At 59.1% G+C, this 25,270-nt stretch carries 30 protein-coding genes and 1 tRNA gene; 17 read left to right on the forward strand and 14 right to left on the reverse strand.

Going from position 1 to position 25,270, the window contains the following annotated elements; genetic code table 11:
* Positions 1-53: 53 nt before the first annotated feature.
* Positions 54-734 carry a thiamine phosphate synthase gene (gene thiE / locus HY36_RS02470; protein ID WP_035547713.1) on the forward strand — a complete coding sequence of 227 codons (681 nt, stop codon included), beginning with the start codon at positions 54-56 and terminating at the stop codon, positions 732-734.
* Here thiE and HY36_RS02475 read toward each other — a convergent pair.
* Positions 731-1,057, reverse strand: coding sequence for a DUF4282 domain-containing protein (locus HY36_RS02475; protein WP_162175933.1), 327 nt, complete (start codon positions 1,055-1,057; stop codon positions 731-733). The two genes, thiE and HY36_RS02475, sit on opposite strands and share 4 nt — an antisense overlap.
* Positions 1,058-1,248: 191 nt before the next feature.
* On the opposite strand from HY36_RS02475, the gene efp reads away from it, so the two are divergent.
* The 3 genes from efp to HY36_RS02490 all read left to right on the forward strand — a co-directional run bounded on the left by efp (position 1,249) and on the right by HY36_RS02490 (position 4,234).
* Complete coding sequence (gene efp, locus HY36_RS02480) at positions 1,249-1,815, forward strand: elongation factor P (RefSeq protein ID WP_035547719.1); 567 nt, start codon at positions 1,249-1,251, stop codon at positions 1,813-1,815.
* Between the two features lie 8 nt (positions 1,816-1,823).
* Entirely contained in the window at positions 1,824-2,642 is an 819-nt protein-coding gene (locus HY36_RS02485) for an inositol monophosphatase family protein (protein WP_035547722.1), read from the forward strand.
* A gap of 98 nt (positions 2,643-2,740) precedes the next feature.
* The gene (locus tag HY36_RS02490; RefSeq protein WP_035547725.1) at positions 2,741-4,234 is read left to right on the forward strand and encodes a flavin-containing monooxygenase; all 1,494 of its coding nucleotides are present in this window, start codon (positions 2,741-2,743) and stop codon (positions 4,232-4,234) included.
* Positions 4,235-4,244: 10 nt separating this feature from the next.
* On the opposite strand, the gene HY36_RS02495 is transcribed toward HY36_RS02490, so the two are convergent.
* The gene (locus HY36_RS02495; RefSeq protein WP_035547727.1) at positions 4,245-4,904 is read right to left on the reverse strand and encodes a hypothetical protein; all 660 of its coding nucleotides are present in this window, start codon (positions 4,902-4,904) and stop codon (positions 4,245-4,247) included.
* 163 nt (positions 4,905-5,067) lie between these two features.
* Here HY36_RS02495 and HY36_RS18595 point away from each other — a divergent pair, with 163 nt between their 5' ends.
* Complete coding sequence (locus HY36_RS18595) at positions 5,068-5,226, forward strand: hypothetical protein (protein WP_164473909.1); 159 nt, start codon at positions 5,068-5,070, stop codon at positions 5,224-5,226.
* Positions 5,227-5,231: 5 nt separating this feature from the next.
* On the opposite strand, the gene HY36_RS02500 is transcribed toward HY36_RS18595, so the two are convergent.
* The gene (locus HY36_RS02500; RefSeq protein WP_035547730.1) at positions 5,232-7,064 is read right to left on the reverse strand and encodes an ABC transporter transmembrane domain-containing protein; all 1,833 of its coding nucleotides are present in this window, start codon (positions 7,062-7,064) and stop codon (positions 5,232-5,234) included.
* 159 nt (positions 7,065-7,223) lie between these two features.
* Between HY36_RS02500 and rpmE the strand changes: the two genes are divergently transcribed.
* The 3 genes from rpmE to HY36_RS02515 all read left to right on the forward strand — a co-directional run bounded on the left by rpmE (position 7,224) and on the right by HY36_RS02515 (position 8,915).
* Positions 7,224-7,442 carry a 50S ribosomal protein L31 gene (gene rpmE, locus HY36_RS02505; protein ID WP_027838126.1) on the forward strand — a complete coding sequence of 73 codons (219 nt, stop codon included), beginning with the start codon at positions 7,224-7,226 and terminating at the stop codon, positions 7,440-7,442.
* Between the two features lie 165 nt (positions 7,443-7,607).
* Positions 7,608-8,096, forward strand: coding sequence for a thermonuclease family protein (locus HY36_RS02510; RefSeq protein ID WP_035547734.1), 489 nt, complete (start codon positions 7,608-7,610; stop codon positions 8,094-8,096).
* A gap of 72 nt (positions 8,097-8,168) precedes the next feature.
* Positions 8,169-8,915 (forward strand): hypothetical protein, encoded by a 747-nt coding sequence (locus tag HY36_RS02515; protein ID WP_035547737.1) that lies wholly within the window; start codon positions 8,169-8,171, stop codon positions 8,913-8,915.
* Here HY36_RS02515 and HY36_RS02520 read toward each other — a convergent pair.
* Positions 8,904-9,488, reverse strand: coding sequence for a TlpA family protein disulfide reductase (locus HY36_RS02520; RefSeq protein WP_035547739.1), 585 nt, complete (start codon positions 9,486-9,488; stop codon positions 8,904-8,906). The genes HY36_RS02515 and HY36_RS02520 overlap by 12 nt on opposite strands.
* Before the next feature lie 33 nt (positions 9,489-9,521).
* Here HY36_RS02520 and argH point away from each other — a divergent pair, with 33 nt between their 5' ends.
* From argH to HY36_RS02545, 5 genes are read left to right on the forward strand one after another with little or no spacing between them, the layout of a single operon-like run.
* Positions 9,522-10,925 (forward strand): argininosuccinate lyase, encoded by a 1,404-nt coding sequence (gene argH / locus HY36_RS02525; protein ID WP_035547742.1) that lies wholly within the window; start codon positions 9,522-9,524, stop codon positions 10,923-10,925.
* Between the two features lie 6 nt (positions 10,926-10,931).
* Entirely contained in the window at positions 10,932-11,162 is a 231-nt protein-coding gene (gene lptM, locus HY36_RS02530; protein WP_035547744.1) for an LPS translocon maturation chaperone LptM, read from the forward strand.
* Between the two features lie 10 nt (positions 11,163-11,172).
* The gene (locus tag HY36_RS02535; protein WP_035547746.1) at positions 11,173-11,436 is read left to right on the forward strand and encodes a hypothetical protein; all 264 of its coding nucleotides are present in this window, start codon (positions 11,173-11,175) and stop codon (positions 11,434-11,436) included.
* A 3-nt stretch (positions 11,437-11,439) separates the two neighbouring features.
* Entirely contained in the window at positions 11,440-12,714 is a 1,275-nt protein-coding gene (gene lysA, locus HY36_RS02540) for a diaminopimelate decarboxylase (protein WP_035547749.1), read from the forward strand.
* Positions 12,693-15,443, forward strand: a complete 2,751-nt coding sequence (locus HY36_RS02545; protein ID WP_155841644.1) for a DUF4175 domain-containing protein — start codon at positions 12,693-12,695, stop codon at positions 15,441-15,443. The genes lysA and HY36_RS02545 overlap by 22 nt, the downstream gene beginning before the upstream one ends.
* 12 nt (positions 15,444-15,455) lie before the next feature.
* Here the strand turns inward: HY36_RS02545 and HY36_RS02550 are convergent, their stop codons facing one another.
* From HY36_RS02550 to HY36_RS02565, 4 genes are all read right to left on the reverse strand, one after another.
* Entirely contained in the window at positions 15,456-16,028 is a 573-nt protein-coding gene (locus tag HY36_RS02550; protein WP_035547755.1) for a cob(I)yrinic acid a,c-diamide adenosyltransferase, read from the reverse strand.
* A gap of 8 nt (positions 16,029-16,036) precedes the next feature.
* Complete coding sequence (locus HY36_RS02555; RefSeq protein ID WP_241764125.1) at positions 16,037-16,234, reverse strand: HIG1 domain-containing protein; 198 nt, start codon at positions 16,232-16,234, stop codon at positions 16,037-16,039.
* Between the two features lie 93 nt (positions 16,235-16,327).
* Complete coding sequence (locus HY36_RS02560; protein ID WP_035547761.1) at positions 16,328-16,636, reverse strand: cell division protein ZapA; 309 nt, start codon at positions 16,634-16,636, stop codon at positions 16,328-16,330.
* On the reverse strand, positions 16,629-16,910 hold the full coding sequence (locus tag HY36_RS02565; RefSeq protein ID WP_035547764.1) for a DUF4164 family protein: 282 nt from the start codon (positions 16,908-16,910) through the stop codon (positions 16,629-16,631). Before HY36_RS02565 ends, HY36_RS02560 begins: the two co-directional genes overlap by 8 nt.
* 92 nt (positions 16,911-17,002) lie before the next feature.
* On the opposite strand from HY36_RS02565, the gene tkt reads away from it, so the two are divergent.
* Positions 17,003-18,988 carry a transketolase gene (gene tkt, locus HY36_RS02570; RefSeq protein ID WP_272982564.1) on the forward strand — a complete coding sequence of 662 codons (1,986 nt, stop codon included), beginning with the start codon at positions 17,003-17,005 and terminating at the stop codon, positions 18,986-18,988.
* Here the strand turns inward: tkt and HY36_RS02575 are convergent.
* Together HY36_RS02575 and HY36_RS02580 are read right to left on the reverse strand one after the other, a co-directional pair.
* Positions 18,985-19,422, reverse strand: coding sequence for a hypothetical protein (locus tag HY36_RS02575; protein ID WP_035547769.1), 438 nt, complete (start codon positions 19,420-19,422; stop codon positions 18,985-18,987). The genes tkt and HY36_RS02575 overlap by 4 nt on opposite strands.
* A 5-nt stretch (positions 19,423-19,427) precedes the next feature.
* On the reverse strand, positions 19,428-19,901 hold the full coding sequence (locus tag HY36_RS02580; RefSeq protein ID WP_035548342.1) for an MmcB family DNA repair protein: 474 nt from the start codon (positions 19,899-19,901) through the stop codon (positions 19,428-19,430).
* Positions 19,902-20,102: 201 nt separating this feature from the next.
* On the opposite strand from HY36_RS02580, the gene HY36_RS02585 reads away from it, so the two are divergent.
* Positions 20,103-20,990 carry an RNA polymerase factor sigma-32 gene (locus HY36_RS02585; RefSeq protein ID WP_035547773.1) on the forward strand — a complete coding sequence of 296 codons (888 nt, stop codon included), beginning with the start codon at positions 20,103-20,105 and terminating at the stop codon, positions 20,988-20,990.
* Here the strand turns inward: HY36_RS02585 and HY36_RS17580 are convergent.
* Entirely contained in the window at positions 20,987-21,802 is an 816-nt protein-coding gene (locus HY36_RS17580; RefSeq protein WP_051602413.1) for a thermonuclease family protein, read from the reverse strand. The genes HY36_RS02585 and HY36_RS17580 overlap by 4 nt on opposite strands.
* A gap of 70 nt (positions 21,803-21,872) precedes the next feature.
* Between HY36_RS17580 and HY36_RS02595 the strand changes: the two genes are divergently transcribed.
* Positions 21,873-21,949, forward strand: a tRNA-Arg gene (locus HY36_RS02595).
* Positions 21,950-22,048: 99 nt separating this feature from the next.
* Positions 22,049-23,122: a GGDEF domain-containing protein gene (locus HY36_RS02600; protein WP_035547776.1), complete on the forward strand. Its 1,074-nt coding sequence runs from the start codon at positions 22,049-22,051 to the stop codon at positions 23,120-23,122.
* A 7-nt stretch (positions 23,123-23,129) separates the two neighbouring features.
* Here HY36_RS02600 and HY36_RS02605 read toward each other — a convergent pair whose 3' ends face one another.
* The 3 genes from HY36_RS02605 to HY36_RS02615 are packed head-to-tail and all read right to left on the reverse strand — an operon-like array spanning position 23,130 to position 25,266.
* Positions 23,130-23,474: a hypothetical protein gene (locus HY36_RS02605; RefSeq protein WP_035547779.1), complete on the reverse strand. Its 345-nt coding sequence runs from the start codon at positions 23,472-23,474 to the stop codon at positions 23,130-23,132.
* On the reverse strand, positions 23,474-24,556 hold the full coding sequence (locus HY36_RS02610; protein WP_035547782.1) for an EscU/YscU/HrcU family type III secretion system export apparatus switch protein: 1,083 nt from the start codon (positions 24,554-24,556) through the stop codon (positions 23,474-23,476). Before HY36_RS02610 ends, HY36_RS02605 begins: the two co-directional genes overlap by 1 nt.
* Positions 24,557-24,564: 8 nt before the next feature.
* On the reverse strand, positions 24,565-25,266 hold the full coding sequence (locus HY36_RS02615; RefSeq protein ID WP_241764126.1) for a flagellar biosynthetic protein FliR: 702 nt from the start codon (positions 25,264-25,266) through the stop codon (positions 24,565-24,567).
* Between the last annotated feature and the right edge of the window lie 4 nt (positions 25,267-25,270).

The following is a 25,270-nucleotide window of genomic DNA, read 5'->3' on the forward strand; positions in this document are numbered from 1 at the left end:
TCACCGAGTCTGAGGACTTTCAGCAGATTGTCCGCTGCGCTATAGCGCGCGCCATGAGCACACCTGAAGACTATGTCCGCCCGCGTACGCGGCTTTACCTGATCACCCCTCCCCGCATTGAGGATGTGGATGGCTTTGCCGCCCTGCTGGAAACTGCCCTCTCGGCGGGCGATGTGGCCTGTCTTCAGCTTCGCCTGAAGACCGAGGCCGGAGAAATAGACGAAGCCGCGACCCGCGAGGTCAGCGCTGCCGTGACGGCTATGGCACAGGCCTATGGCGCTGCCGTACTGATCAATGACAGCCCTCAGCTCGCCGTGGAACTAGGCGCGGACGGCGTGCATGTCGGCCTGGACGATGTGCCGGTGCAAACGGCGCGGGAGATCGTCGGCAAGGATATGATCGTCGGCGCCACCGCCAAGAATTCCCGCCACGCGGCCATGCAGGCCAGCGAAGCCGGCGCGGACTATGTCGCGTTTGGCGCGTTCTTCGCCACCGGCACGAAAGATGACACGGTGGAGGCGTCGCCAGACCTGCTGGAGATCTGGCAGGAAAGCATGGAAGTGCCCTGCGTCGCGATTGGCGGAATTACCGTCGAGAACGCCGAGCCGCTTGTCATGGCCGGCGCAGACTTCCTCGCCGTGTCCTCCGGCGTGTGGAACCACCCGGCCGGTGCTCCGGCCGCGGTGGCAGAGTTCAATGCATTGCTGGATCGACTGGATCCATCCGCAAACTAGAAGTCTGACGAAGCCGGGCTTGCCGCAGGCGGCGTCGGGCCGGACTTCATTTCCTTGAGTTCGCGGACATCGTCGCTGATGCGGAAGAACAGCATGTAGAGCTCGCACATGAAGCGCCAGAACAGCAGGCTGATTGCGCCACCGATGATCGCCGCGATGACGATACCTATGCCGCCGAGGAAGCTCTGGCTGACCATGACACCGAGCCCCGTCAAAAGCATGATGATAGCGTAAAGCCCAATCCCCACGAGGCCGATATAGTAGAGTATCTTGATCAGCGTCGTGCCGATCAGCTTGTCAAAAGTAAGCAGGCGTTGAATCATTTTGTGTCCCCCATATTCCAGTGGAAATGGCATTCTGCTCACGATTGCAGCCATCTGTGAATAGAGGTCGGGGCAAGGAGGGCCGGATTTGTTGCCCAGCCTGCTTGGCAGGCGCATTAACACACCCCGGCTTGACCGTTTCCAGCCTAGGGCTTACGCCCCCGCCAAACCTTCAAAAGGACACGCCTCCCATGGTCAAGATCAATGGCAACGAAATCAAGCCGGGCAACGTCATCGAGCATGACGGCAGCGTCTGGCGCGCCCTGAAGACGGCTTCAGTCAAGCCAGGCAAGGGCGGCGCATTCAATCAGGTCGAGCTGCGCAACCTGTTGAACGGGTCCAAATCCAATGTTCGCTTCCGCTCATCCGAGACCGTCGAGAAGGTCCGCCTGGAGCAGAAAGACCACCAATTCCTGTTCGCAGACGATGACTCCTTCACCTTCATGGATCAGGAGAATTTCGAGCAGATCATGATCCCGCGGGATTTCATCGGTGATCAGGGCGCTTTCCTGCAGGACGGCATGGTTGTCGAGATCGAGTTCTATGGCGAGAAGCCGATTGGCGTGTCCCTGCCCGAGCAGGTCATCCTCGAAGTCGAGGAAACCGAGCCGGTCGTGAAAGGCCAGACTGCTGCAAACAGCTTCAAGCCAGCCAGCTGCACCGGCGGTGTCCGCATCATGGTTCCGCCCTTTGTCGGCACCGGCGAGAAAATCGTCGTCCAGACCGCCGATTCCACTTATCTCCGCCGCGCAGACTAAGGTCAGACATGTCCAAGCCCTCCCCCGTCGGCACCGTAATGATCGCAGCCGCTCGCGCAGCGGGTCGCTCCCTCGCGCGTGATTTCGGCGAAGTCGAAAACCTGCAGGTCTCAAAGAAGGGCCCGGCTGATTTCGTCTCGAACGCAGATCATCGCGCCGAAGAGATCATCTACAATTCCCTCACCAAGGCGCGGCCAGGCTATGGCTTCGTCATGGAAGAACGGGGCATTGTCGAGGGCACGGACAAGTCCAACAAATTCATCGTTGACCCGCTCGACGGCACGCTGAACTTCCTGCACGGGCAACCGCACTATGCCGTTTCCATCGCGCTGGAACGTGAGGGCAAGCTGCTGACAGGCGTCGTCTATGATGTCGCCAAGAATGAGATCTTCTGGGCCGAAACCGGTCGCGGTGCCTGGCTGGAGAACCGCAAGCTGCGCGTTGCCGCTCGGACCAAGCTGCATGAAGCGGTCGTTGCCACCGGCACGCCCTGGCATGGCAAGGCCGAAGAGAAACACACGCATTTCGCCCGCGAGATGCTGGCCATGACCCCAGCCTGCGCCGGTATTCGTCGCTATGGGTCGGCGGCGCTGGACCTGGCCTATGTTGCCGCTGGCCGGTTCGATGGTTTCTGGGAACGCGGCCTGCAGCCCTGGGACATTGCAGCCGGAATCGTGCTGGTTCGGGAAGCTGGCGGCACGATCACAGAGATTGATGGCGGAGATGTGATGCAGACCGGATCCCTGCTCGCAGCGAATGAAGACCTGCACCCGCTGATCGAAAAGCAATTGCGCCACGCCGCTGCATTTGCCCGCAAGGCAGACTAGGCCCCTTCCGTAGGGTCGCCCCCCGCAAGGGTCAGAAACTCCGTGACACCTGCGTCATTTTTTGGCCTTATGGGCTGAAAAACGGGCAGGAAACAGTCATGACACACTCCGATACGGACGTTTTGATCATCGGGGCCGGTCTCTCCGGCATTGGCGCAGCGGTTCATCTGGGAAAGAAATGCCCCGGTCTGGGCTATCAGATCTTCGAGCAGCGCAGCGCAATTGGCGGGACATGGGACCTGTTCCGCTATCCGGGCATCCGTTCGGACAGTGACATGCACACGCTGGGATACAATTTCAAACCCTGGACCGAAGCCAAGGCGATCGCAGACGGCCCGTCCATCCGGAAATATGTTGAAGACACGGCCGATGAATACGGCATCACACCCCACATTCGTTTCAATACGAAGATCGTGGCCGCGAACTGGTCGAGCGAAGAGCAACTCTGGCATGTGACGCATGAGGATGACCTTGGCGCGCGGGACGTCACGACCTGCCGGTTCCTGTTCATGTGCGGCGGCTATTATCGCTATGATGAGGGATATCGTCCGGACTTCCCGGGGGAAGCCACCTATGAAGGCCAGTTCATCCATCCCCAGCACTGGCCGGAGGATCTGGACTATTCCGGCAAGAAAGTCGTGATCATCGGCTCCGGCGCAACGGCGATGACGCTGGTGCCCGCGATGACCGACAAGGCAGCGCACGTCACCATGCTGCAGCGCTCGCCCACCTATGTCGTGTCGCGCCCGGCGGTAGACAAGTTCGCAAACTTCCTGCGCAAGATTCTGCCCGATAGCTGGGCTTATTCCTTCATCCGCTGGCGGAATGTCCTGTTGCAACAATTCTTTTTCAGGCAGACCCGCGCAAATCCGGACAAGGCCCGGGACCGCCTGGTCGGCATGGTGAAGGAAGAACTTGGCCCCGATTATCCGGTCGAGACGCATTTCAATCCCGCCTACAATCCGTGGGAGCAGCGGCTTTGCCTTGTGCCGGATTCAGACCTGTTCAATGCGCTGAAATCCGGCAAGGCCAGCGTCGAAACTGACCATATCGAGACATTCACCAAGACGGGAATCAAACTGAAATCCGGCAAGGAACTGGACGCGGACATCGTGGTGACCGCGACGGGGCTTCAGCTGCAATTCCTGAACGGGGTCGAAGTCTCCATCGATGGCGAAAAGCGCGATCCCGGTCGCATGCTGAACTATAAGGGCGTCATGCTGTCCAACATGCCGAATTTGGCGTGTACGTTCGGCTACACGAACGCCTCATGGACGCTGAAAGCCGATCTGACGTCTGAATATGTCTGTCGCCTGCTGAATTACATGGACCAGCACGGGTATGGCTCGGCGATGCCGAAGCTGGATCATTATCCAAACCAGACAGAGCCGTTCGTGGATTTCTCGTCAGGCTATTTCCAGCGCGTCATGGACCAGTTCCCTCGCCAGCATACGGAGAAGCCCTGGAAGTTGAATCAGAGCTACAGCGCGGACCTGATGAATCTGCGATTCGGGAAACTTGATGATGGCGTGCTGAGCTTTACCCCCGCAGAAGAAGCGGACGTTCCGCCAGCCTTGCAGGCCGCCGAATGAGGCAGGCCAATCAAACAGGCTTGAACAGGCTCAAGGCCACGATGATGGCGATGAATACCCATATCATGACGATCAGGAAGCTTGCCTGATTTTCCAGAGTGCTGACGCGCGCATTGCGCGCGTCAGTCACGCCATCCGTTTTCATTTCGCCCCAGACCCGGAAGAAACGGATAAGCTGTAGCCGCACCAGAACGCCAGTCGCGATCACGCCGGCGAACGCCGCGAACTTGAATCGAAGCCAAAGTGGAATTGGCCAATCCCCTCCGATCACACCGATCGACATCAGCAGCAGAACGCCCATCAGCACATAGCGCGATCCACGGTCGAGTGCAGCGAGCCGGGCCCCTACTGCCGAGTGCCGCACGCGGTGAATGTATTCGACGAAGCCAAGCCAGAACACGCCAAGCACAGCGGCGACGATCATCAATGTCTGGCCGCCGGGGACCCAGCCATACGCGGCCAGAAGAATGGTTCCGAGGGAGGCCTGAAGCACCAGCGCAAACCGGACATGCTGATCCGTATTCATCACATGCTGCAGCATCCGGTCTCGCGCCTCGAGCGGAGAAGCAACGTCTCGGGTGGCGAACCGGAAAGAGGAATTGATGACCAATTCTGAGCCCAGCCAATATCCCACCACGATAATGTGAGCCACGAGCAGCCAATGTATCATGCGGTTTCACCCCAAATCCGGTCCAGAGAAGCAGCAGCCAATCAGAGGCGCCCTCATTGATATACCTTTCGAGGGTGGCGCAGATTGCTCCATCTTTCAATGGACACGTCATTGCCAGCCGATATCATCCGCCGCGTAGGGGCTTGATGAAGGAACTGGAACTATGTGGCTTTGGCTATTGTGGTGGTGTGTAGACGATCATCTGGCAGAGGCATTGGAAACGCCGGGCCTCGGGGAGCTGCCGATCTGGGTGCCCCTTGTCCTGTCGCTTGCCTTTGCGTTCACGATTGACGGCAAGGTCAAGAAACTCCGCAAGAAATAAGCGGATCAGCCTTCTGCAAATTGCAACTCGGCGAGGCGGGCATAGAGCCCCCCTTTGGCGACGAGTTGGTCATGATTGCCCTCTTCCACGATGCGGCCATGCTCCATCACGATGATCCGGTCCGCCCGGCGCACGGTCGACAGGCGGTGCGCAATGACGAGCGTCGTCCGGCCCTCAGCGGCATTGGAGATCGCGCGGCGCACCGCTGCTTCACTTTCGGAATCGAGCGCGGAGGTCGCCTCGTCCAGCAACAGGACCGGCGCGTCACGTACGAGCGCGCGCGCGAGGGCAACCCGCTGGCGCTGACCACCAGACAGGCTCCGCCCCTTCTGGCCGAGATCTGTCGCGAGGCCATCCTTCTCGGCGAGGAACTCGAACGCTTCCGCCATGCGCGCGGCATTTTCCAGCAGCGCCTCGTCGGGATTATCGGTCCCGAAGCCGATATTCTGCGCCGCCGTACCTGTGAACAAGGCAGACTCCTGCGGGGCATAGGCAAATTGCTGTCGCCAGTCGCGCGGATCCGCCTGCATCGCGGACACGCCGTCCAGAACAATTCGGCCTGACTGAACATCGAACAGGCGAAGCGCGAGACGGAAGACGGTTGTCTTGCCCGCACCACTGGGGCCGACCAGGGCAACAAACTCGCCGGGTTTCACAGACAGCGAGAAATGCTCCAGCGCCGATACGGTCTCATCCCCATAGCGGAAGGTGACGTCATCAAACTCCAACGCGCCAGTCACCGTCGCAGGCAGGGCCACCGGATGCTCTGGCGCAGTGATCTCAGGCTCGGCGTTCAGAACCTCTGCCGCGCGGTCCGCCGCACCCGCAGCGCGCATCACCTCGCCATAGACTTCCGCCAGCATTCCGAAGCCTGAACCGGCATAAAGCGCGTACAACACCATGGAGGCGAGATCGCCAAAGCTCATCTCCCCCGTCGCAACGGCGCGCGCACCAAGCCACAACACACCCACAAAGCCGCCAAACAACAGCACCGACACCAGCACGATCATGATGGAGCGCGCCCCGATCCGCCGCATCGCGGCCTCGAACGTTGCTTCGACCGCTTCGGTGAAAGCGCCAAGGCGGCTCTGTTCCCGGTTATAGGCCTGCACCAATTCGATGGCATCAAGCGCTTCGGCGGCCTCCGCACCCGCATCTGCCAGCCGCGATTGCGCCCGGTTCGACATGGTTCGAATTACGCGGCCAATCGCCATCACGGGCAGCACCGCAATCGGCAGCATGGCCAGAAGGGTCAGCCCCAGTTTCCAGTTCACGACCAGCATCATGGTCAGTGCGCCGATTGTCGTCAGCAGGGTGCGTGTCGCCAGAGAGGCCGATGACCCGAGAAATGTCTCTATCAGGGTAATGTCTGCCGTCAGGCGTGAGACCGCCTCCCCCGACCGCATCTGGGAATGATAGCGCGGGGACAGCTTCAGAAGGTGGGCGTAGAGATCCTTGCGCAGGTCAGCGGCGATCCGCTCGCCGAAACGCGAGACGAAATAAAACCGGACAGCGCCAAGCACGCCAGACAGGATTGCCGCCAGCGCCACCCAGAGAAATGCGCGGTCGACCAGCGACAGCAATTCTTCGGCATTTCCTTGCGCCGCACTACCGGCATCAGCAGCGCTGCCCAGAAGCAAGGGAATGGCAAGGCTGACAGCCGCAGCCGCGACCAGGAAGATCAGCGCAACCGTGACCGTCACCCAGTGACGCGCCACATAGGGCAGCAGCAAGGCGAGCGGCTTCAGGGACTTCGCCTTGGGACGATGGATGGCCTCGCCACCCTCCGGCTGCGTTGCACGACGATCGTCTACAAGGGAGCTGTCAGTATCGGCCATTGGGTGTCTATAGTTCCTTTCAGATTCCCTGCCAGCAACCACTTGCAGAGGCGTCCTGTTTCAGTTACACGCGCCACTTCGAAAACAGGCTGAGACAAGCCCGCGCACCCGAACACGGCAGAGCGCGGTTGTCATTAGAGTTCAAGAGAGGCGAAGGCCATGAAAAAAGAAGGTCATCCCGACTATCACTTCATCACCGTGGTGATGACCGATGGCACCGAATACCAGACACGCTCCACCTATGGCAGCGAAGGCGACCGCCTTGTTCTGGATATCGACTCCAAATCGCACCCGGCATGGACCGGCGGCGACGGCAAGATGCTGGACCGCGGTGGCCGCGTGTCGCGCTTCAAAGACAAGTTCAAAGGCTTCATGTAAGCGTCCTTCGCTTCGCATGATGCGTACAGTGGAAAGCCCCGGCCTTTTGGCCGGGGTTTTTCTGTTGATCCCACCATATCTGAATGTCGCGGCAGGACCGACGGATTAACCACCACTTAACCCGTCCAAGCGAGCGTGCCCTCCAATTCCAAGGAGGCACAAAGCATGCTGCGCGGCGGTCAGGTCAAATCCCTCTTGTATTCCGTGACGATTCTCGCCGGACTGGCCGGAGCGGTTGCCCTGGCAGCACAGGCCACGATTGACCAGGACGGCCTGGTCTATTGGTCAGATGGTGATTCCGGGCGCCTTCCGGATGGCACCAAATTCCGCCTGCATGGCGTGGACGCACCAGAAACCCGAAGCCTGAAACAGATTGGCGGCGCAGAGTGCGAGTCCGAGCGTGAGCTTGGCTATATCGCCAAGGAGAAAGTGCTCGAACTGACGCGCGACGCGGATATCAAGGTGACGCGTGACTACGGGCCGGACCGGTACAAGCGGCAGGTGGTCGATCTCAGCATCAATGGCGAAGACCTCGCTGCACGCTTGGTGGCCGAAGGCACGCACCAGGTTTGGGATTATGATGGCGGTGCCCCAAAGCCGGACTGGTGTGCGCCCCGGCGTCCCGCATCCAATACCGCCCCGTTGAGCCCGTAAGCCTTCGCTCAGCTTGCCCCTCGAGTGAACACTGCCTAGGCTTGCCCAGGAAGCCATGAGGAATTGATGCCGATGTTCAATTTGCGCCTGGCGATTGCGCCTCTGATCCTGTCCGGACTTGCGGCGTGCGACGCGCTGGATCCCCCTCCCCCGCAGACCCAGAAAATGCCGAGCGCAGAGACGAAGGCGCCCGTCGTCACGGATCGCCCGCTTGGTCTGGATGAAATCAGGACGCCTGCCGGCATTCGTGTGTTGCCGGCGGAAAAGCGTGTTCTCGTCTTGTCAGGTCACGTTGCAGCCGGGGCCGCGCTATATCGTGCTGGCGACCGCGAAGCTGCCACATCGCATTTCGGCCGCCTGACGACTGATGGCTCGGCGACAGAACGCGCCGGTTTTGAAGCATTTGGGTTTGAACCCGCAGCGTTTGACGATTTTCCGACAGACCCCACAGGCGAAACTGAAACAAGCGCTGATCCGTCAGAAGCGGAAGCCCACATTCTGGACGTGATCGCTGAAACCGGCACAAGGCCGCTGGATCAGATCCTGTTCCTGCTGGAACAGTGCTCTGACTCCTACGCCGCTGGCGTGTTGGACGCCGCCATTGAGCGCCCCCTCGCCTATCAGGCGTCATATGGCTACGCGGTCATCGCCCGTGACATCGCCCGCCAGATCGAAGACGGAGATGATCTCCTGCTGGAACTGGAGATATTGGTGCGGATGTGGCCTGATGAAGGTCCGGTAGACGCCGACGCCGTTGCGCCCGAGCCTGCCATCGGCACGCAGATCGCCCGCGCGCGCCTAGCGGCCTCAATCCTTTAGAAGGGCATCAATAAACCCGACCGCCTCTATCGAACTCCAGTCGGCATCGCCAGCCAGCCGGGCAATCTCGAGACCAGCTTCATCGTACAGGATCGTCGTCGGGAATCCCTGAGCGCCGCTATCATAGACAATTTCATACTGTTCCGGCGTCGCAATGTGGAAAGTGATGTTGCTCGCGCCCAGTTCCCCGAGCCTCTGCGCGGCATAGTCCCGGTCCTCCTCGGAATCGACACTGATCGCCACGACTTCAAACCGGTCGCCGCCCCGCGCTGTCTGCAATGCGCCCAACGAGGGCATCTCCTTTTCGCAGGGTGCGCACCAGGTGGCCCAGAAATTCACCAGCACGACCTTGCCCTGATAGGCCTGCAGGGTTACCGGAGTGCCGTCTTGCCGGTAGAAGGGCGACGAGGCGGCGGGCGTTCCGGCCTTTGAGAAGTCCAGCTTCTCGATTTCCCCTCGCGCGAAGGCTTCCAGCCGGTTATCTGAAGCTTTTCCGCTCCCTGCGCTCATCAGCGCATAGACAATTGCGATCAGGCCCACCAAGAAGAGGGCGATATAGGCCAGACGGGTCATGGGGCACGGGTCTCCAATTCAAGTTCGAAGGATATGGCAGTGACGACAGGCAAAGGCCAGACAATGTGGGGCGGACGCTTTGCCGCGACCCCATCCGACATCATGGAAGACATCAACGCCTCTCTGGATATTGATCGGCGGATGGCATCCGAAGATATTGCAGGCAGCCGGGCACACGCTGACATGCTGGCCGAAATGGGCATTATTTCGGCTGAGGACAATGAAGCCATTCAGGGCGGGCTCGATGCGATCACTGAAGAGCTGAAAGCCGGAACCTTCCCCTTCCGCCGAGAGCTCGAAGACATCCACATGAACGTGGAAGCGCGCCTCAAGGAACTGATCGGGGAGCCAGCCGGTCGACTTCACACAGCGCGCTCGCGCAATGATCAGGTCGTCACGGACTTTCGCCTGTGGACACGCGGCGCGCTGGACGAAGCGAGTCTGCTCGTGGCTGGCCTGCAGGCTGCACTGGTGAAGCGCGCGGGTGAGCACACTGAGACGATCATGCCGGGCTTCACCCACCTTCAGACCGCGCAGCCTGTCACGCTGGGCCATCATTTGCTGGCCTATGTCGAGATGCTGGAACGTGACCGCTCCCGCCTGCTGGATTGTGCGGAGCGCCTGAATGAGTGCCCGCTTGGATCCGCAGCGCTCGCGGGTACAGGCTTCCCGATTGATCGTGACATGACCGCCGATGCGCTCGGCTTTGCACGCCCGATGGCAAATTCGCTGGACGCGGTTTCGGCCCGTGATTTCGCGCTGGAGGCGCTCGCGGCCCTTTCCATCGCAGCGACCCACCTTTCGCGCCTGGCAGAAGAGATCGTGCTCTGGACGAGCGCGCAATTCGGCTTTGCCCAGCTGACGGACGCGTGGTCGACCGGCTCCTCCATCATGCCGCAGAAGCGCAACCCGGATGCCGCCGAACTGATCCGCGCGAAGGCCAGCCTGATCACCGGGCTCTACGCGGCGCTGCAAGGCGCAGTGAAAGCGCTGCCGCTGGCTTATGCAAAAGACCTTCAGGACGACAAGCGTCTGACCTTTGAAGCCTTTGACACCTACAATCTCTGCATTCAGGCGATGACCGGCATGATCGACACGATCGGCTTCAAGCCCGAGAATATGCGCGCCGCTGCCGCCAAGGGATTCTCTACAGCCACCGATCTGGCAGACTGGCTGGTGCGAGAGCTTGGCCTGCCCTTCCGGGATGCCCATCACGTCACCGGAACGCTCGTTGCGAAAGCAGAGGAAAAGGGCTGCGATCTGGCCGATTTGTCTCTGGCAGAGATGCAGGCCGTGCATGGTGGAATTACTGATGCCGTCTTCGGCGTGCTGACCGTTGAGGCGTCTGCCTCATCTCGGACATCTTATGGCGCTACAAGCCCTGTTCGCGTCGCCGAACAAGTGGCACAGTGGAAACAGAGACTTCGACTGGAGTAGTCATTGATGAAACGCCCTCTTCTATTTGTCGCCGCCGTTCTGGCGTCTGCCAATCTGGCCGCCTGTGGGCTGACCGGAGACCTGAAGCGTCCCGATCCGCTCTGGGGCGAGCCGAGCGGGGACCTGGAGCCTGCGGAATTGCCAAACCAGAACCAGACCAATCTTCCTGACCTGCCAGACCGGGAAGACGAAGACGCAGCCCCGGACGCTGACGATGAATTGCTCGGCGGCGCGTAAGGAGTTTTCCATGACGTTTTCCAAACCTGTAAAGACCGCGCGCTGGGGCGCCGGTCTGGTCGCCATGTGCCTCGCCGCTGCCTGCCAGAGCCAACCGGAAACCCTGGTCGTGGAAGCTGTTGCCCCGGCTGAGCCTGTTGAACCAGTAACGGTGGCAACGGCCCTCGACACAGCAGAACCGGAAGGACCGGTCGTCAACCAATGGGGCGGTATCGTCCCGGATGCCAAACCCACAACGCCTATCGACAATGGCGCGCTCGGTGAGATCGAATAATTTATGCATCACTTTACCTATCAGGATGGCTGCCTTCACTGCGAAGGTGTGAACCTTGAGCAGATCGCCGACGAAGTCGGTACGCCCTGTTATGTCTATTCATCTGCAACCCTGGTCCGCCACGCACGCGTGATTGCTTCCGCCTTTGAAGGACAGGACTGCCTGATCGCCTATTCGGTAAAGTCGAACGGCAATCTGGGCGTCCTCTCGACTCTGGCGCAGGAAGGGTGCGGCGCGGATGTCGTCAGCGGCGGCGAGCTGCAGCGCGCGATGCGTGCTGGCATTCCGGCGGATCGGATCGTGTTTTCAGGTGTTGGCAAGACCGCCGAAGAGATGCGTCTGGCGCTACAAGCCGGGATTCACCAGTTCAATGTCGAAAGCGCCGCAGAACTGCGCCGCCTGTCCGAAGTTGCCACGATGCTGGGCACAGACGCGCCTGTTGCCATCCGGGTCAATCCAGACGTTGCCGCGGGAGGCCACCCTAATATTTCGACCGGCAAGAAGGGCGACAAGTTTGGTGTGCCGTGGAGCGACGCCGAAGACCTCTACGCCGAGGCGGCAACCTTGCCCGGTATCAAGGTAGTCGGTGTGGACGTGCATATCGGCAGCCAGATTGGTGATCTCGTCCCGATGCGCGCCGCATTCGAGAAAGTTGTCGGCCTGACCAAGCGTCTGCGAGACGCGGGGCACGAAATCAGCCGTATCGATCTGGGGGGTGGCCTTGGGATTCCTTACAAGGAAGACGACGCCCCGGCGCCCCCATCCGACTATGCCGCTATGATCGCGGACGTGACGCAGGACCTTGGCGTTCAGGTCATTCTGGAGCCGGGCCGTGTGATCACGGGCAATGCCGGGGTGATGCTGAGCACGGTTCTCTATGAGAAAGCCGCACCTGAGACGGATTTCCTGATCATCGATGCCGGCATGAACGATCTGATGCGCCCGGCGCTGTACGATGCGCATCACGACATCCTGCCCATCAAGCAAGCTGGCGCGGGTGCAGAGCGCAAGACCTATGATGTGGTCGGGCCGATTTGCGAGTCGACGGACAAGTTTGCCAAGGCGCGTGAACTGACAGCGCTCCGCCCCGGCCAGCGGATCGCGTTCATGTCTGCAGGTGCCTATGGCGCTGTGCTGTCTTCGACCTACAATGCAAGGCCGCTGGTTCCGGAAGTTCTGGTGAACGGGTCATCCTTTGATGTGGTTCGCCGCCGTCCGGAATTTGAAGAAATGATCGCCCTTGAAAAGGTTCCCGATTGGCTGACGCAAAAGGCATGAAGGCACTCAATGCCAAGGTTTCCGCGACACGGCGGAAGCTGACGGTCTATGCCTTTTTCAAGGCCTTCTGGCCTTTCCTGACTTTTGCCGCGATTTTTCTGGCGATCGCACTGGCAGGCCTCATCGACCGGATGACGGCCTCGCTTGCGGCGATCGCTACACTTATCTTCCTCGTCGGATCGGTATTCTTCATCCTGCAGGGCGGGCGCCGTTTCACACCGGTCAGCCGGGAAGATGCCGCGCGTGTTCTGGACCGGCAATCCGACCTGCGACCTGTCTCTTCGCTGACGGATCGACCCGCAGCGACGCATCGTGACTCCCAGGGGCTTTGGCAGAAACATCGCGCGAGACTGCTGGAAGAAGTATCCCGCCTGCGCTTGCCGTCACTGGCGCGTGAGTGGGGACGGCTCGATCCTTACTGGATGCGCGCCGCCCTGCCCGCAGCTCTGATCCTTCTGACAGTTCTGGCAGGCAATGATGCGGCATCCCGCCTGCAAAGGGCTCTCTTTCCGGACTATGGCGCCCTTGTTGGCGCGGACAATATGGTGGTCGAAGCGTGGATTACTCCGCCCGACCATACCGGGCGCGCGCCGATCTTCCTGACACCCGGCCTGCAGAATGTGCGTGTACCGGAGGGGTCTGAAGTCACCCTCCGCACGGATGCACACAGCGCGCCGAAACTCATCCTGAAGGGCGAGAAGACGCTCAAGCAGACATTCGCGCCCACACCGGATGGGGCATTCGAAGCGCGTGCACGGATCATGGAAGATACCCGCCTGTCGGTCCGTTGGTGGGGGGAACGCGCGGCCTGGCGCCTGCTGACGTCACCAGATGACGCCCCGATTGCAACCTTTGTGAAGGCGCCCGAACGGGGACGGCTGGATCGAACGGAGATCGCCTGGTCGGTCACGGATGACTATGGCGTGGATTCCCTCGAACTCAAGATCAGCTTGCAAACACCGAATCCCGCTGCGCCAGACGAAGCAGATTACATGCCCGTTCCGCTGCCCGGAGTGGCACCGACTTCGGCAGAAGACATCACCCAACTGGACCTGACGCGGCATCGCTGGGCGGGGCTGCCTGTGGAGATGCAATTGGTCGCGACAGACGGCGCGGGCCAGACCGGGCTCAGCGAGCCGCTGGATTTCACGTTGCCTGAAAAACTGTTCCTCGATCCGATCGCCCGCGTGGCTCAGGAAGTCCGTGTCACGGTTCTGAGAGAACCGAGAGACTATGAAGAATTGTCACGAAACGAGACCGCGCTGCAGCAGGATGCGCTCAATGTGACCGCTGCAAACCGTCTGGACACGGCCCCGCCAGATATCCAGAAGGCTGCGCTGATGCTGGATGCGATGACCTACAAAGGCGAACGCTACATTCCAGACCAGGGTGTCTACCTCACATTCCGCACTGCGAAGAGTATTCTGCAGGCTGCGGGCACGAAGGAAGAAGCCGAGCAAGTTGACCCCCTGCTCTGGGCGCTAGCCCTCAAGTCAGAGTATGGCAGCGCCGCCGATGCCCTGCGCCGACTGGAAGCAGCGCGGCGCGCACTTGAGCAAGCCTTGCGAGACGGGGCGTCTGAGGATGAAATCAAGCAGCGCATGGAAGCCTTCCGGGATGCGGCGAACGAATACCTCGCTGCGAAGATGGCGGAAGCCATCGCCAATGGAGAAGAGCAGCCGCAGATGCAATCCGATCAGGAAGCCATGGCCAGCGGGCCGAACCTTGGCGGTCAGGATTTCGAAGACATGCTGAATGCGCTTCAGGATTTGACAGAGACAGGCGCAACGGATCAGGCGCGCCAGCTTCTGTCTGATATCACAAACATGCTGCAGAATCTGGAATTCCAACGCGGTCAATCCGGCTCCGGAGGAATGCCCGGCATGCCGGGACAACAGGCAGATGGCGAAGAAGACGACCTACCCCAGGAAGAACAGGAACTGACGGATGCCATGCGTCGCCTGTCCGAAATCCTGCGGGAACAGCGCCAACTAAGCGACGATACACTCGCCCAGGAGCGCGGCGAACGACCCGGGCAATCCGGCCAGGAACAGGGCGGGCAACAGCCAGGCCAGCAGTCTGGATCCCAACAAGGTCAGGACACAGGACAAGCTGGTGGTGGCGAAGGTCAGAGCGGCCAGACGGAAGCCCCACAAGGCGGCGGGAACGAGAATGGCGAACGCCCGGGATCGGATGGCGGCGAATTTGCCGAAGGCAATGAAAGCGAAGGGTCAGGCCCCGGACAATCCGAAACTCTTGCTGAGCGGCAAGCCCGCCTTGGTCGTATGGTTGAAGAATTCGCCCGCGAGCACGGCCTCGGGGAAACCGGCAGCGGCGAAGATGCCCTTGCCGGCCTCGTGGATCCCGAAGCGCTGGAAGACATTCGACGCGCCCAGAGATTGGCGGAAAACGCGCTTGAACGCGGCGATGAGCGCAGTGCCGCGCGCAATCAGGAAAGGGCCACGAACACGCTGTCGGAGATCGCGCGGGACATGGCTGCAAGTCTCGATGCGCTGGAACGGGAACGCCGCGGACAGGACTCTCAGCAAAGCGACCCGTTCGGCCGTGCGACCGGCGGACCCGGCAATAATGGCGAAGAAGTCAATGTTCCGGATGCGACCGAACGCCAACGCGCCAAGGACATTCTAGAAGAGCTGCGTGAGCGCTACAATCAGTCCGACGATCCCGAAGAGCGCGAATATCTGCGACGCTTGCTGGATCGGTTCTAGAGCGCCCGCGAGCTAGCGGTTCGCGCCCGGCACCCATTTTACATCGTTCGCACCATTATTGTTGGCGACGCGCCCCGCAACAAAAATCCAGTCAGACAGCCGATTGATGTAAGCCAGAGCTTCAGCGCTGACGATCTCGTCTTCCATCGCGTGGAGTTCAGCAACCTCCCGCTCTGCGCGGCGGCAAAGGGTGCGGGCCACATGGAGGTAGGCGGCCAGTTCACTGCCCCCCGGCAGAATGAAACTGTCGAGCGGCGCGAGCGCTTCATTCATCGCGTCGATTTCTGTCTCCAGGCGCTGAACCTGGCTTTCGATGATGCGCAAAGGGGTCCATTCCAGAGGCTTGCCCCTGTCCGGTGTGGCAAGGTCTGCTCCGAGGTCAAACAGATCGTTCTGGATACGGCGGATGGCCGTCAGCATGTCGCCATCTGCTTTCAACGCCGCGACACCGAGCGCCGCATTGGTTTCGTCCACCGTTCCGTAGGCGACAACGCGGGGATGCCATTTGTCGACCGGCTCACCTGTCGACAAACGGGTCTTACCCTTGTCGCCTGAGCGCGTGTAGATCTTGTCGAGCTTGACCATTGGCGCCTCTAGAAACCGATCTTGATCGCGCCGACAGTAACGCCCAGCGCCACGAGAATGACGATCACCACAGCCTGCACCAGAATACGCAAGCGCATCAATTTGTTGGATCGGCTCGCCTGCTTGTCGTCAGAACGGGCAATGTTCGCAATGCCAAGGCCCAGCACAACAAGGAGCGCCACCAGCGCAATATAAAATCCAGTCATCAAAACGGTTTGCATGGGCAGCCTTTCAAGCAGCGTAGAGACCAGAGCATAGGGCGCAGCAACTGGAAGGCCATGCGCAAAGCGTCGCGGCGATCATTTGCCAGTTTCCATCCGCTCGGCGAGGGATGTGATGCGGCTGGCCGCCTTCACGAGCGCTTCGGCCGCCCGTGCCTCGCTGAATGCCGTGCCCGGCCCGGTTCGTTTCGCGGTGTCCAGTTCGTCCAGCAATGCCAGCGCCGTGATCAGCAGCAAGCGTTCTTCGCCGATATCGCCAACTGCACCTTCAATCTGCTTGACCCGTGTGTCGAGCTGTTTCGAGAGCGCTTCAATACGGCTCTCCTGTCCGGGCGCGCAGGCGATTGAATACGACCGGCCGCGCAATTGAATGTCAGCTTTAGCCATCGCCCTGCCCCTGTTGCCCGATGGCAGATTTGACCTCTTCGATTGCAGCACCGAGCGCTGCGCTCGCCTCATCGGCGAGGGCCTGCAATTCCCGCTCTCTGGCCAAAGACGCATCCAGCTGTTCAGCAAGGTCGGACCGGTCGCGCGCAAGGGCCGCGAGTTCAGCCTTGATCACATCCGGATCACCCGCGCGCGCCAGCAAACTGTCGAGCGCCGACTCGAATCGTGTGAGCGCCTCATCCAATTGGCGAATAGCAGGGTCGATTTCACTCATATACACAATGAAGTAACGGTATTATCTCAATCAGCCAAGCGACTTGACGCAACGGGCTTAGTCTGGCCTAGGACTCCCGCAAACCAAAGGAGATCAGCAGAATGGCTGTCACGAACCGCGACATGGCCAATGCCATCCGCGCACTTTCCATGGATGCCGTTGAGGCGGCCAAATCCGGACATGTCGGCCTGCCGCTCGGCATGGCAGATGCCGCAACGGTCCTGTTCCGGAAATTCCTGAAATTCGACGCCTCCCAGCCAGACTGGCCGGACCGTGACCGGTTCATCCTGTCCGCCGGACACGGCTCAATGTTGGTCTACTCGCTACTGCACCTCAGCGGCTACAAATCCGTCAGCCGCGACGACATTCGCAATTTCCGCCAGCTGGGCGCGAATACGCCGGGCCACCCGGAAAACTTCGTCACCAAAGGCGTTGAAACAACAACCGGTCCGCTTGGCCAGGGCATTGCGACAGCTGTTGGCATGGCGATGGCTGAGCGTCACCTGAATGCGCGCTTCGGCGACGAGTTGGTTGACCACAAAACCTATGTGATCGCCGGTGATGGCTGCTTGATGGAAGGCGTCAGCCAGGAAGCCATCACGCTTGCTGGCCACATGAAATTGAACCGCCTGATCGTTCTTTGGGACGACAACTCCGTCACCATCGACGGCAACATCGATGTGGCCGATTCAACAGATCAGTGCGCCCGCTTTGAAGCGTCCGGCTGGGTCACCCGCAAGGTTGACGGCCATGATGAGAAAGACATCGAAGCCGCATTGAAATGGGCTCAGAAACAGAAGCAGCCTGTCTTCCTCGCCGTGAAAACCATTATCGGCTATGGTGCCCCCAAGATTGCCGGCACCGGCAAGGCACATGGCGGCCCTTACGGCGCCGAAGAAATCGCTGGCATTCGCGAGAATATCGGCTGGCCGCATGAGCCGTTTGAAGTCCCCGCAGATATCGAGAAGGCCTGGAAAAAGGTCGGTGAACGCGGCGTCGACGCCCGCAAGGCATGGAAAGAGCGCCAGATGGCCTCGCCGCACAAGGGCGAGTTCAATGCGGCAATGGCCGGTCGCCTGCCGAAGAATCTCTCCAAAGCGATCAACAAGCACAAGAAGGCTGTTGTTGAAGGGGGCGAGAAGAAAGCTACCCGCCAATGGAGCGGCGCCGCGCTGGAAGTCATCACGCATCTGGTGCCCGAAACGGTTGGTGGGTCCGCGGACCTGACCGGCTCCAACAACACCAAGACGGCCGAAACCAAGCCGATGACCCCATCCGACTGGTCAGGCCGCTACGTGCATTATGGGGTGCGCGAGCATGGTATGGCCGCCGCAATGAACGGGATGTCGCTGCACGGCGGCATCATCCCCTATTCTGGCACGTTCCTGGTCTTCGCAGACTATAGCCGCGCAGCCATCCGCCTCGGCGCCTTGATGGGCACTCGCGTTATCCATGTGATGACGCACGATTCCATTGGCCTTGGCGAAGACGGTCCGACGCACCAGCCGGTGGAACAAGTCGCCTCGCTTCGCGCAATGCCAAACATGCTGGTCTTCCGCCCGGCAGACGGTGTCGAAACGGCTGAATGCTGGGAAGTGGCTGTCGGCCACGCAGACGGCCCATCCACGATGGCGCTGACGCGTCAGGGCCTCAGCCCGGCACGCACGGAGCACACAGACGAAAACCTCAGCGCATTGGGCGGCTACGTCCTCTCGCCATCGAAGGTGAAGTCTCGCGAAGCAGCCGTCCTGATCGCGACAGGGTCTGAAGTCGAAATCGCGCTTCAGGCTCAAGCCGAGCTGGCGAAGGAAAAAATCCATGTGCGCGTCGTCTCCATGCCATGCATGGAACTGTTCGCGCAGCAGGACGAAAAGTACCAGCAAGAGACACTTGGCGGCGACCTGCCAAAAGTCGCCGTTGAAGCGGGCGTCCGCTTTGGCTGGGATCGCTGGATTGGCCCGAAGGGCGGCTTTGTCGGCATGGACAGTTTCGGTGCAAGCGCGCCTTACCAGAAACTGTACGAGCATTTCGGCATCACGGCCGAGAACGTTGCCGAGACGGTAAAGGGCCTGATCTAGACGTTCTTGAACAGGTCCAGCTGTCGGGGGTCAATGTAGCGCTTCCGGCGCGTCTTGGTCCGACCAGACCGAAAATAGAGATCATCTGTATGATCTTCGACCGGCGGCTTCTCAGTCGCCGGTTTTTTCTTGCGTGTTTTCGGAAGCGGCATGATGTCTGCCTGATCAACCAGCTTCCACCAGGTCACAGCCAGAACCAGATTGCCCTCATTGTCTTCGTACTTCTGAAGATGACCATGTGGTCCAGACTCATCAGACTGCACTGCCAGATAGGCTGCGGCTTCTTCCTCGGTCACATTCAGCCATTCGGTCTCGAGCGACTCGATCGTCTGGTCTGGGACCAGGGCTTCAGCAGCCGCGCGCGTACGCGCCGCTTTCACGCCGGGCTTCAGGGCGTCTTCCAGTCGTACCGCAATGGGAAAAGCGTTGCTCATGCGCCTCAGGTAAGCAAGCCGGATGCCGCCGTCCAGCCAGTATCTGTCGTCTGCGTCAAACGCATCGCCGCGAGTCGCGCTAGGCGAAGGGTCATTGCCTTTCGCTGTGCCGCCGGCAGCTTGTCTTCCGGAGACTCGCGAATGATCGCCCCTCCGAAGGCATCTGCCACAATCAAGCCAGTCTCATCCGGGATCAATTCCTGCGGGAAATCATCCGCCACCGCGAAATAGAGCTGATCGCAATACGGCATGTATTCAGGCCACTTGGAATCTGATCGGAAGTCAGCAATCGAGGATTTCACCTCCACCATCCAGACCTCTCCGGACGGCCCCAGCGCGGCGATATCCGCGCGACGGTTGTTTGCCAGGCTCAGCTCCGTCACGCCGAAAAAGCCGAGCCCGGCCAACAGGCGCTGTGTCCCGCGAACGATTTCAGCCGCGCGCGTCATGGCCTCATCAACACTGTTCATATCCGTCATGAGCGACACCTCGTTCCCGTTTCGTTCGAACGTTACAAAAGCGCGGCGCACGCGGTCAAGCCTGACCAGCCCCCTGCTTTGCACCTCCACTCGCTAGAATGTGATCAATTTTGGGAACGAAGTTGATCCGGTCCGCGCTCTTGTCCGTAGAGACTGTGATAGTTTGGCAGCATGCCTTGTCGCAGAAGGAGATGACCCGTCATGGCGAACGCCTACAGCTCCAACGGACCTGCAGACCGGTCTTACGTCAAGAAAGCCATGAAAGCCCCCATGCTGGAAGCTGAGCATGAGCTGGAACTTGCAAGACGCTGGCGCGAGCAGGAAGATGAAAAGGCCTTGCACGAACTGACTCGCGCCTATCTTCGCCTTGTCATCGCGATGGCATCAAAATTCCGCCACTATGGCCTGCCCATGCCAGATCTCGTCTCGGAAGGGAATGTTGGCCTGATGATGGCGGCCGCCCGGTTTGAGCCTGACCGTAAAGTTCGCTTCTCGACCTATGCCAGTTGGTGGATTCGGTCTTCCATACAGGACTTCGTTCTTCGCAACTGGTCGATCGTCCGGACGGGGACTACCTCTTCCCAAAAATCGCTTTTCTTCAATTTGCGTCGTCTGCGTGCCCGGATTGATGACACGGGTGATGGCGTGATGACCAAGGAAAATCGCGCATGGATTGCGGAGCATCTGGGCGTGCCTGAACGAGATGTTGAGAATATGGCGTCTCGCCTCTCCGCATCAGACCGCTCACTGAACGCCCCGATGGCCGAAGATGGAGATGGAGAATGGCAGGACCTGCTGCCGGACGAGTCGGCAATTCCAGAACAGCAAGTGATGGAGTCACACGACTCCTCACGGCGCAAGGAATGGATCGCCAACGCCCTGAAAGCGCTCAATCCTCGCGAAACTCACATCATCATGCAACGACGACTATGTGAGGATTCCGTCACGCTTGAGACACTCGGCCACGAACTGGGCATCTCGAAAGAGCGTGTACGGCAAATTGAGCATCAGGCATTGGGCAAGCTCCGCCGCGCGCTAGAGCGTATTGTCGGCGACCCGGACGAAGCGGGTCTGTTGCCTGGCACCTAGTCAGGTGGCGCCGACATAATTTGCAAGTTCAGTTTGTCCGATATCTCCATCACACGATCGCGCACATAACCGCGGGCAAGTACATTTGCGCCCAGCGCGCTTTGACAATGCCCCGCGGCCGGCACCTGTATTTGCAAACGAAGATGCGAGCCCTCCAGAGACAGATCGCATACGGCGCCGAAACCGTCTGAACCCTGCATGTCAGCAACATTTCCATATATGAGCTGAAACCCGTCAAACGTGTCCGGCAAATCTGTGGCGTGGGGTATGCGATACTCGCGTGTGCTCCACATGCCGACAGAATTTTCGCGCGCGTCCCGCTCTAGATCAAATAGAGGAGCATTGGCAGCTGACGTGTCCGGATAGACCCGAACCCGGGCACCGCCGCGCTTAACGATTTCAGCGTTAAGCCAGAATCTGGGCCCCAAGGCATCAACCGTTTCTGCGTGCGCCAAGGCACGATCATACCTGTCCCGCGTCAGACCGCCATAATGAAGCTGGACCTGACGGCCAAGTACCATGTCTTCCATCATGCGTTTGGCTTCTGTGTGGAAGGGCTGCGGGTCGCGGTCTCCAAATCCACCGGATGGCGCCTCGATACCGACGAGTCGTACACTTTGGCCGGTATCCAGCACAATTGTGTCCCCATCCACCACGCGTACAACCCGGCCACGTTCCCCAGGCTCCAAATCTTCCAATGGACCGCGCGCGCCACATGCCGCAACAAGTAAAATCAACCAAATCGCCCCGATCGCGCGCACGCCACCCCTCACCTGATCTCGTGCGGGCTCCCCGCGATCGCCAATTTCCATTGCAGATTAAGACCAGAGATTGCTAACTTCAATCCAGGCAGCAATTGCCGTATAGCCACCTCAACCCTGCGGTCCCGTAGCTCAGCAGGATAGAGCAACAGATTCCTAATCTGTAGGTCGCGCGTTCGAATCGCGCCGGGATCGCCAGTATTTGTAAGGGTTCGCAAGTCAATTTAACTATATTTGAACATCACGCATGTAAGTTTCCATTCGATTGGCAGTAACCGATGGGGACGGTTCCAGAAAATGAGCGATAGTAAAACGCCTGTATTTCAATGCCCGGAACATCAGCAGGCATTTGCGAAGTCATATGCTCATGCAAATTCGGCCTGCGAGCTGATAACTGAATATGGCACACCGCCCCTGCCGAATACTTTTGCCCTGATGTACGCCTATGCTGCGCAATCTGACGAAAGCGTCGTTATCGCCGTCAATGAAATGCTGGAACGCGGTTCCTTCAGCCAATACGAAATCGACCAAGTCTATAATATGCACCTCGGTGGCAGCGATGATGCCGAAAAACGCGAAGGCATCGGCCGTGAAGTCGAACAGCAATTATCCAGCGTCCTGGACCTGGTCGGGACCGGCGTAGAAAATAGCGACCAATTTGAACTCGCCCTGAAACAAATCCAGCAAGCGGTTTCGAACTCGGACTCTACTGCGCCTGTGTCCGCCGCAATCACGCGCCTGCTGTCCGAGAACCAGCGCATGAGTGAACAGAGCCATCATCTTATTGAGGGGTTGCAGGAATCAAAACGACAGATCGAACGTCTTCAGAAAGAACTGGAAACCGTTCGGAATGAGAGCCTGCGCGACCCTCTGACAAAGATCTACAATCGCCGCGCCTTTGACATGCGCCTGTCCGCAGAGATCGACTCCGCGTCAAAACAACAATCCGAACTGTGCCTAGCGATTGCAGACCTCGATCACTTTAAACGTGTAAACGACACATTTGGCCATCGGGTCGGAGATGAGATCCTGAAGATCTTTGCCTCTGTCATTACGAGCAATATCAAGGGGCAGGATCTGGTGGCCCGCTATGGCGGTGAAGAGTTCGCCATTATCCTGCCGGCGACGAACCTTACCGCGGCGACACAGCTGATTGATCGAATCCGGGTTCAGATGAGCGAACGCCGATTGGTTCTGAAAGGGACGAAGACACCAATTGGAGACATCACGGCCTCATTTGGCCTCGCCCGTTTCAGCCCGGGCACGTCGAGTGCGGACCTGATAGAACAGGCCGACAAGAAGCTCTACCTTGCCAAGAGCAATGGGCGGAATCGGGTGGAGTCCGGCTTGCTTGACTCGCATGCCGCGTAGAAGAGCTTTACGCTGAACGTCTCGCCACGTTTATTCGTGATAACTCGTCTTCCGACATCAAAATCTGCTTTAGCGCCTCTCTGGCGTCTTCCAGTCGGCCTTCAATGATAGCAATTTCGCCGCGCACTCGCTCCATGTCGTGAAGCATTCGGCGGATGTGACCGTTCTGGTTCGCGAGCTTCAACATTTCAAAGTCCAGCCCAATATCGTTCGCGCGGGCGAGCTCGGTTTCCAACTCCACCAGTTTCTCTCGTGATTGCCGAAGCGATGCCTGCATTAGAGCGAGGGATTGCTCCGCCTTCTGGCGTTTCAGGGCGACTATCCTGGAGAGTGTTTGATCGGCCTTCAACATCAAGATCCCCGCCCCTCTTTCCGGACCCGGTCAACAAAACTGATCGCAGCAGCCACGGCTGCAAAATGATCCGGGTGGATTTCTTCATCAATGTCCACAAGTCGATAGATTGAGCGGGTCGAAGGCGGATCCCGGTAGATTGGAACGTCATTGGCAATTGCCGTTTCTCGAATCTTGGCGGCGAGGTGATCAACACCCTTGGCCACGCAGACGGGAGCGCGGTCGCCTTCCGGATCCCATTTGAGTGCGACGGCATAGTGCTCTGGGTTCACCATGACGACGGTCGCAGTCTTCACATTCTGCATCATCTGGTTTCGACTCATGCTGGATGCTTTTTCACGACGCTTCTGCTTGAGCTGAGGGTCGCCTTCACTTTGCTTCTGCTCTTTCTTGATTTCTTCACGGCTCATTTTCAGCTTGTTCGCATGCAGCTGACGCTGCAGCGGAAGGTCAATCGCGGCCAAGGCGAACTGAAAGGCGCCGAAGATCAGGAACAGGGTAAGCACCTGGCTGAATGTGAAATTGAAGAACTGCCCAAGTTCTACCGCACTGCTGGCGTAGTAATGCTGAGCAAATCCATACAGGAATACCGCGGCCAAACCGCCCGCGAACAGCATCTTCGCCATGTCTTTGAGGAAATCGAGAATTCCTTTCGCACCATACTTCTTCTTCAAGTTCTCGGCGGGCGAAATCTTGTTGAACTCGGGTTTGATTTTCTTGAAGGAAAAAGCGACCGCTTGCTGAATAATCAATGTCCCGAGCACGAGCGCAACGAGAATGGCAAAGATGGGCGTCAGCGAGACTAGGATCCGCACAAGCCAGCTGCGCGTAGCGCTGCCGTCTGACGTGAAGACATCCGATGCGTAACTATCGGCATGGTACATGAGAGACGAGAACTCGTTGAACATTGCACCGGCAACAATCGCGCTGAAGACGATTGCGGAAATTACGATTCCTGCAAAGAGGGCGAACGTATTCGCTTCCTTGGACTGAGGAATATTGCCCTCACGGCGCGCTTCCCTGCGCCGCTGTTCAGTGGCTTCAAACTCCTTTTCTCCACCACCAGACTGATCTTCAGCCATGCCTCACCTCACCACCACCCTATAGAACCGGACACGCGATCCATCCAGACCATCAGTATTGTTGATATTGATATGGCCAACAAGACAAACCCCGCACCGATCATGAAGGGGGCGCCCACAAACGCCACCATGAGGGACGGCAAGGCCTTGTTGATGAAGCCCAGTGAGATGTTGTAGAGCAAGTTGATCGCCACGAAAGGCCAAGCGATCAATACAGCGAACTTTACAGCATTCAGCATGCCGTCAATGACGAAACCTTGATCGAACTGAGCCAGTGCGCCAACGGGAATTTCGGAATACACTTCAGCCATGCGAACGAACACGCTGACATGGTAGTCAGCCGACAAGAGCAGGACAGCACCTGCCAAAGCGAGAAGGTTCGATGTGACTGTTTGCGCCTCTGTATCCAGAGCGATACCCAGCATCTGGGACAGGCCGATGGACTGCGCAATCAACGCACCCGCCATGTTGAGAATCCAGATTGTCGTTCTCAACAGGACGCCAAGGCCCAGGCCAATGATAATCTCCGCGCCCAACAACCCAACAAAATTTCCGATGGATAAATCGGTTGGTGGACTGACAAGTCCTGACATTGCAAACAGCATCGCCGCCCCCAAAAGAAGGGACAAGCGAACGCGCGCTGGAACAGTTTGATCGCCGATACCGGGCATGAGAAAGACGACGAAGGTCAACCTGCCTACGATCAACATGAAC

Origin of the sequence: Hyphomonas atlantica corrig., assembly GCF_000682715.1 — a bacterium.
Taxonomy (GTDB): Bacteria; Pseudomonadota; Alphaproteobacteria; order Caulobacterales; family Hyphomonadaceae; genus Hyphomonas; species Hyphomonas atlantica.

Excerpts from the sequence above, each read along its gene's own strand:
- HY36_RS02550 (WP_035547755.1), bottom strand. The coding sequence starts at position 16,028 with ATGGTCAAGCTCGACAAGATCTACACGCGCTCAGGCGACAAGGGTAAG.
- lptM (WP_035547744.1), top strand. The coding sequence starts at position 10,932 with ATGAAACGCCCTCTTCTATTTGTCGCCGCCGTTCTGGCGTCTGCCAAT.
- HY36_RS02575 (WP_035547769.1), bottom strand. The coding sequence starts at position 19,422 with ATGAGCAACGCTTTTCCCATTGCGGTACGACTGGAAGACGCCCTGAAG.
- HY36_RS02565 (WP_035547764.1), bottom strand. The coding sequence starts at position 16,910 with ATGAGTGAAATCGACCCTGCTATTCGCCAATTGGATGAGGCGCTCACA.
- HY36_RS02600 (WP_035547776.1), top strand. The coding sequence starts at position 22,049 with ATGAGCGATAGTAAAACGCCTGTATTTCAATGCCCGGAACATCAGCAG.
- HY36_RS02500 (WP_035547730.1), bottom strand. The coding sequence starts at position 7,064 with ATGGCCGATACTGACAGCTCCCTTGTAGACGATCGTCGTGCAACGCAG.
- HY36_RS02560 (WP_035547761.1), bottom strand. The coding sequence starts at position 16,636 with ATGGCTAAAGCTGACATTCAATTGCGCGGCCGGTCGTATTCAATCGCC.
- HY36_RS02555 (WP_241764125.1), bottom strand. The coding sequence starts at position 16,234 with ATGACTGGATTTTATATTGCGCTGGTGGCGCTCCTTGTTGTGCTGGGC.
- HY36_RS02580 (WP_035548342.1), bottom strand. The coding sequence starts at position 19,901 with ATGACGGATATGAACAGTGTTGATGAGGCCATGACGCGCGCGGCTGAA.
- HY36_RS02605 (WP_035547779.1), bottom strand. The coding sequence starts at position 23,474 with ATGTTGAAGGCCGATCAAACACTCTCCAGGATAGTCGCCCTGAAACGC.
- HY36_RS18595 (WP_164473909.1), top strand. The coding sequence starts at position 5,068 with ATGTGGCTTTGGCTATTGTGGTGGTGTGTAGACGATCATCTGGCAGAG.
- HY36_RS02615 (WP_241764126.1), bottom strand. The coding sequence starts at position 25,266 with ATGTTGATCGTAGGCAGGTTGACCTTCGTCGTCTTTCTCATGCCCGGT.
- lysA (WP_035547749.1), top strand. The coding sequence starts at position 11,440 with ATGCATCACTTTACCTATCAGGATGGCTGCCTTCACTGCGAAGGTGTG.
- HY36_RS02510 (WP_035547734.1), top strand. The coding sequence starts at position 7,608 with ATGCTGCGCGGCGGTCAGGTCAAATCCCTCTTGTATTCCGTGACGATT.
- HY36_RS02585 (WP_035547773.1), top strand. The coding sequence starts at position 20,103 with ATGGCGAACGCCTACAGCTCCAACGGACCTGCAGACCGGTCTTACGTC.
- efp (WP_035547719.1), top strand. The coding sequence starts at position 1,249 with ATGGTCAAGATCAATGGCAACGAAATCAAGCCGGGCAACGTCATCGAG.
- thiE (WP_035547713.1), top strand. The coding sequence starts at position 54 with ATGAGCACACCTGAAGACTATGTCCGCCCGCGTACGCGGCTTTACCTG.
- HY36_RS02495 (WP_035547727.1), bottom strand. The coding sequence starts at position 4,904 with ATGATACATTGGCTGCTCGTGGCTCACATTATCGTGGTGGGATATTGG.
- HY36_RS02515 (WP_035547737.1), top strand. The coding sequence starts at position 8,169 with ATGTTCAATTTGCGCCTGGCGATTGCGCCTCTGATCCTGTCCGGACTT.
- HY36_RS02475 (WP_162175933.1), bottom strand. The coding sequence starts at position 1,057 with ATGATTCAACGCCTGCTTACTTTTGACAAGCTGATCGGCACGACGCTG.
- rpmE (WP_027838126.1), top strand. The coding sequence starts at position 7,224 with ATGAAAAAAGAAGGTCATCCCGACTATCACTTCATCACCGTGGTGATG.
- HY36_RS02485 (WP_035547722.1), top strand. The coding sequence starts at position 1,824 with ATGTCCAAGCCCTCCCCCGTCGGCACCGTAATGATCGCAGCCGCTCGC.
- argH (WP_035547742.1), top strand. The coding sequence starts at position 9,522 with ATGGCAGTGACGACAGGCAAAGGCCAGACAATGTGGGGCGGACGCTTT.
- HY36_RS02535 (WP_035547746.1), top strand. The coding sequence starts at position 11,173 with ATGACGTTTTCCAAACCTGTAAAGACCGCGCGCTGGGGCGCCGGTCTG.
- HY36_RS17580 (WP_051602413.1), bottom strand. The coding sequence starts at position 21,802 with ATGGAAATTGGCGATCGCGGGGAGCCCGCACGAGATCAGGTGAGGGGT.
- HY36_RS02520 (WP_035547739.1), bottom strand. The coding sequence starts at position 9,488 with ATGACCCGTCTGGCCTATATCGCCCTCTTCTTGGTGGGCCTGATCGCA.
- HY36_RS02490 (WP_035547725.1), top strand. The coding sequence starts at position 2,741 with ATGACACACTCCGATACGGACGTTTTGATCATCGGGGCCGGTCTCTCC.
- HY36_RS02610 (WP_035547782.1), bottom strand. The coding sequence starts at position 24,556 with ATGGCTGAAGATCAGTCTGGTGGTGGAGAAAAGGAGTTTGAAGCCACT.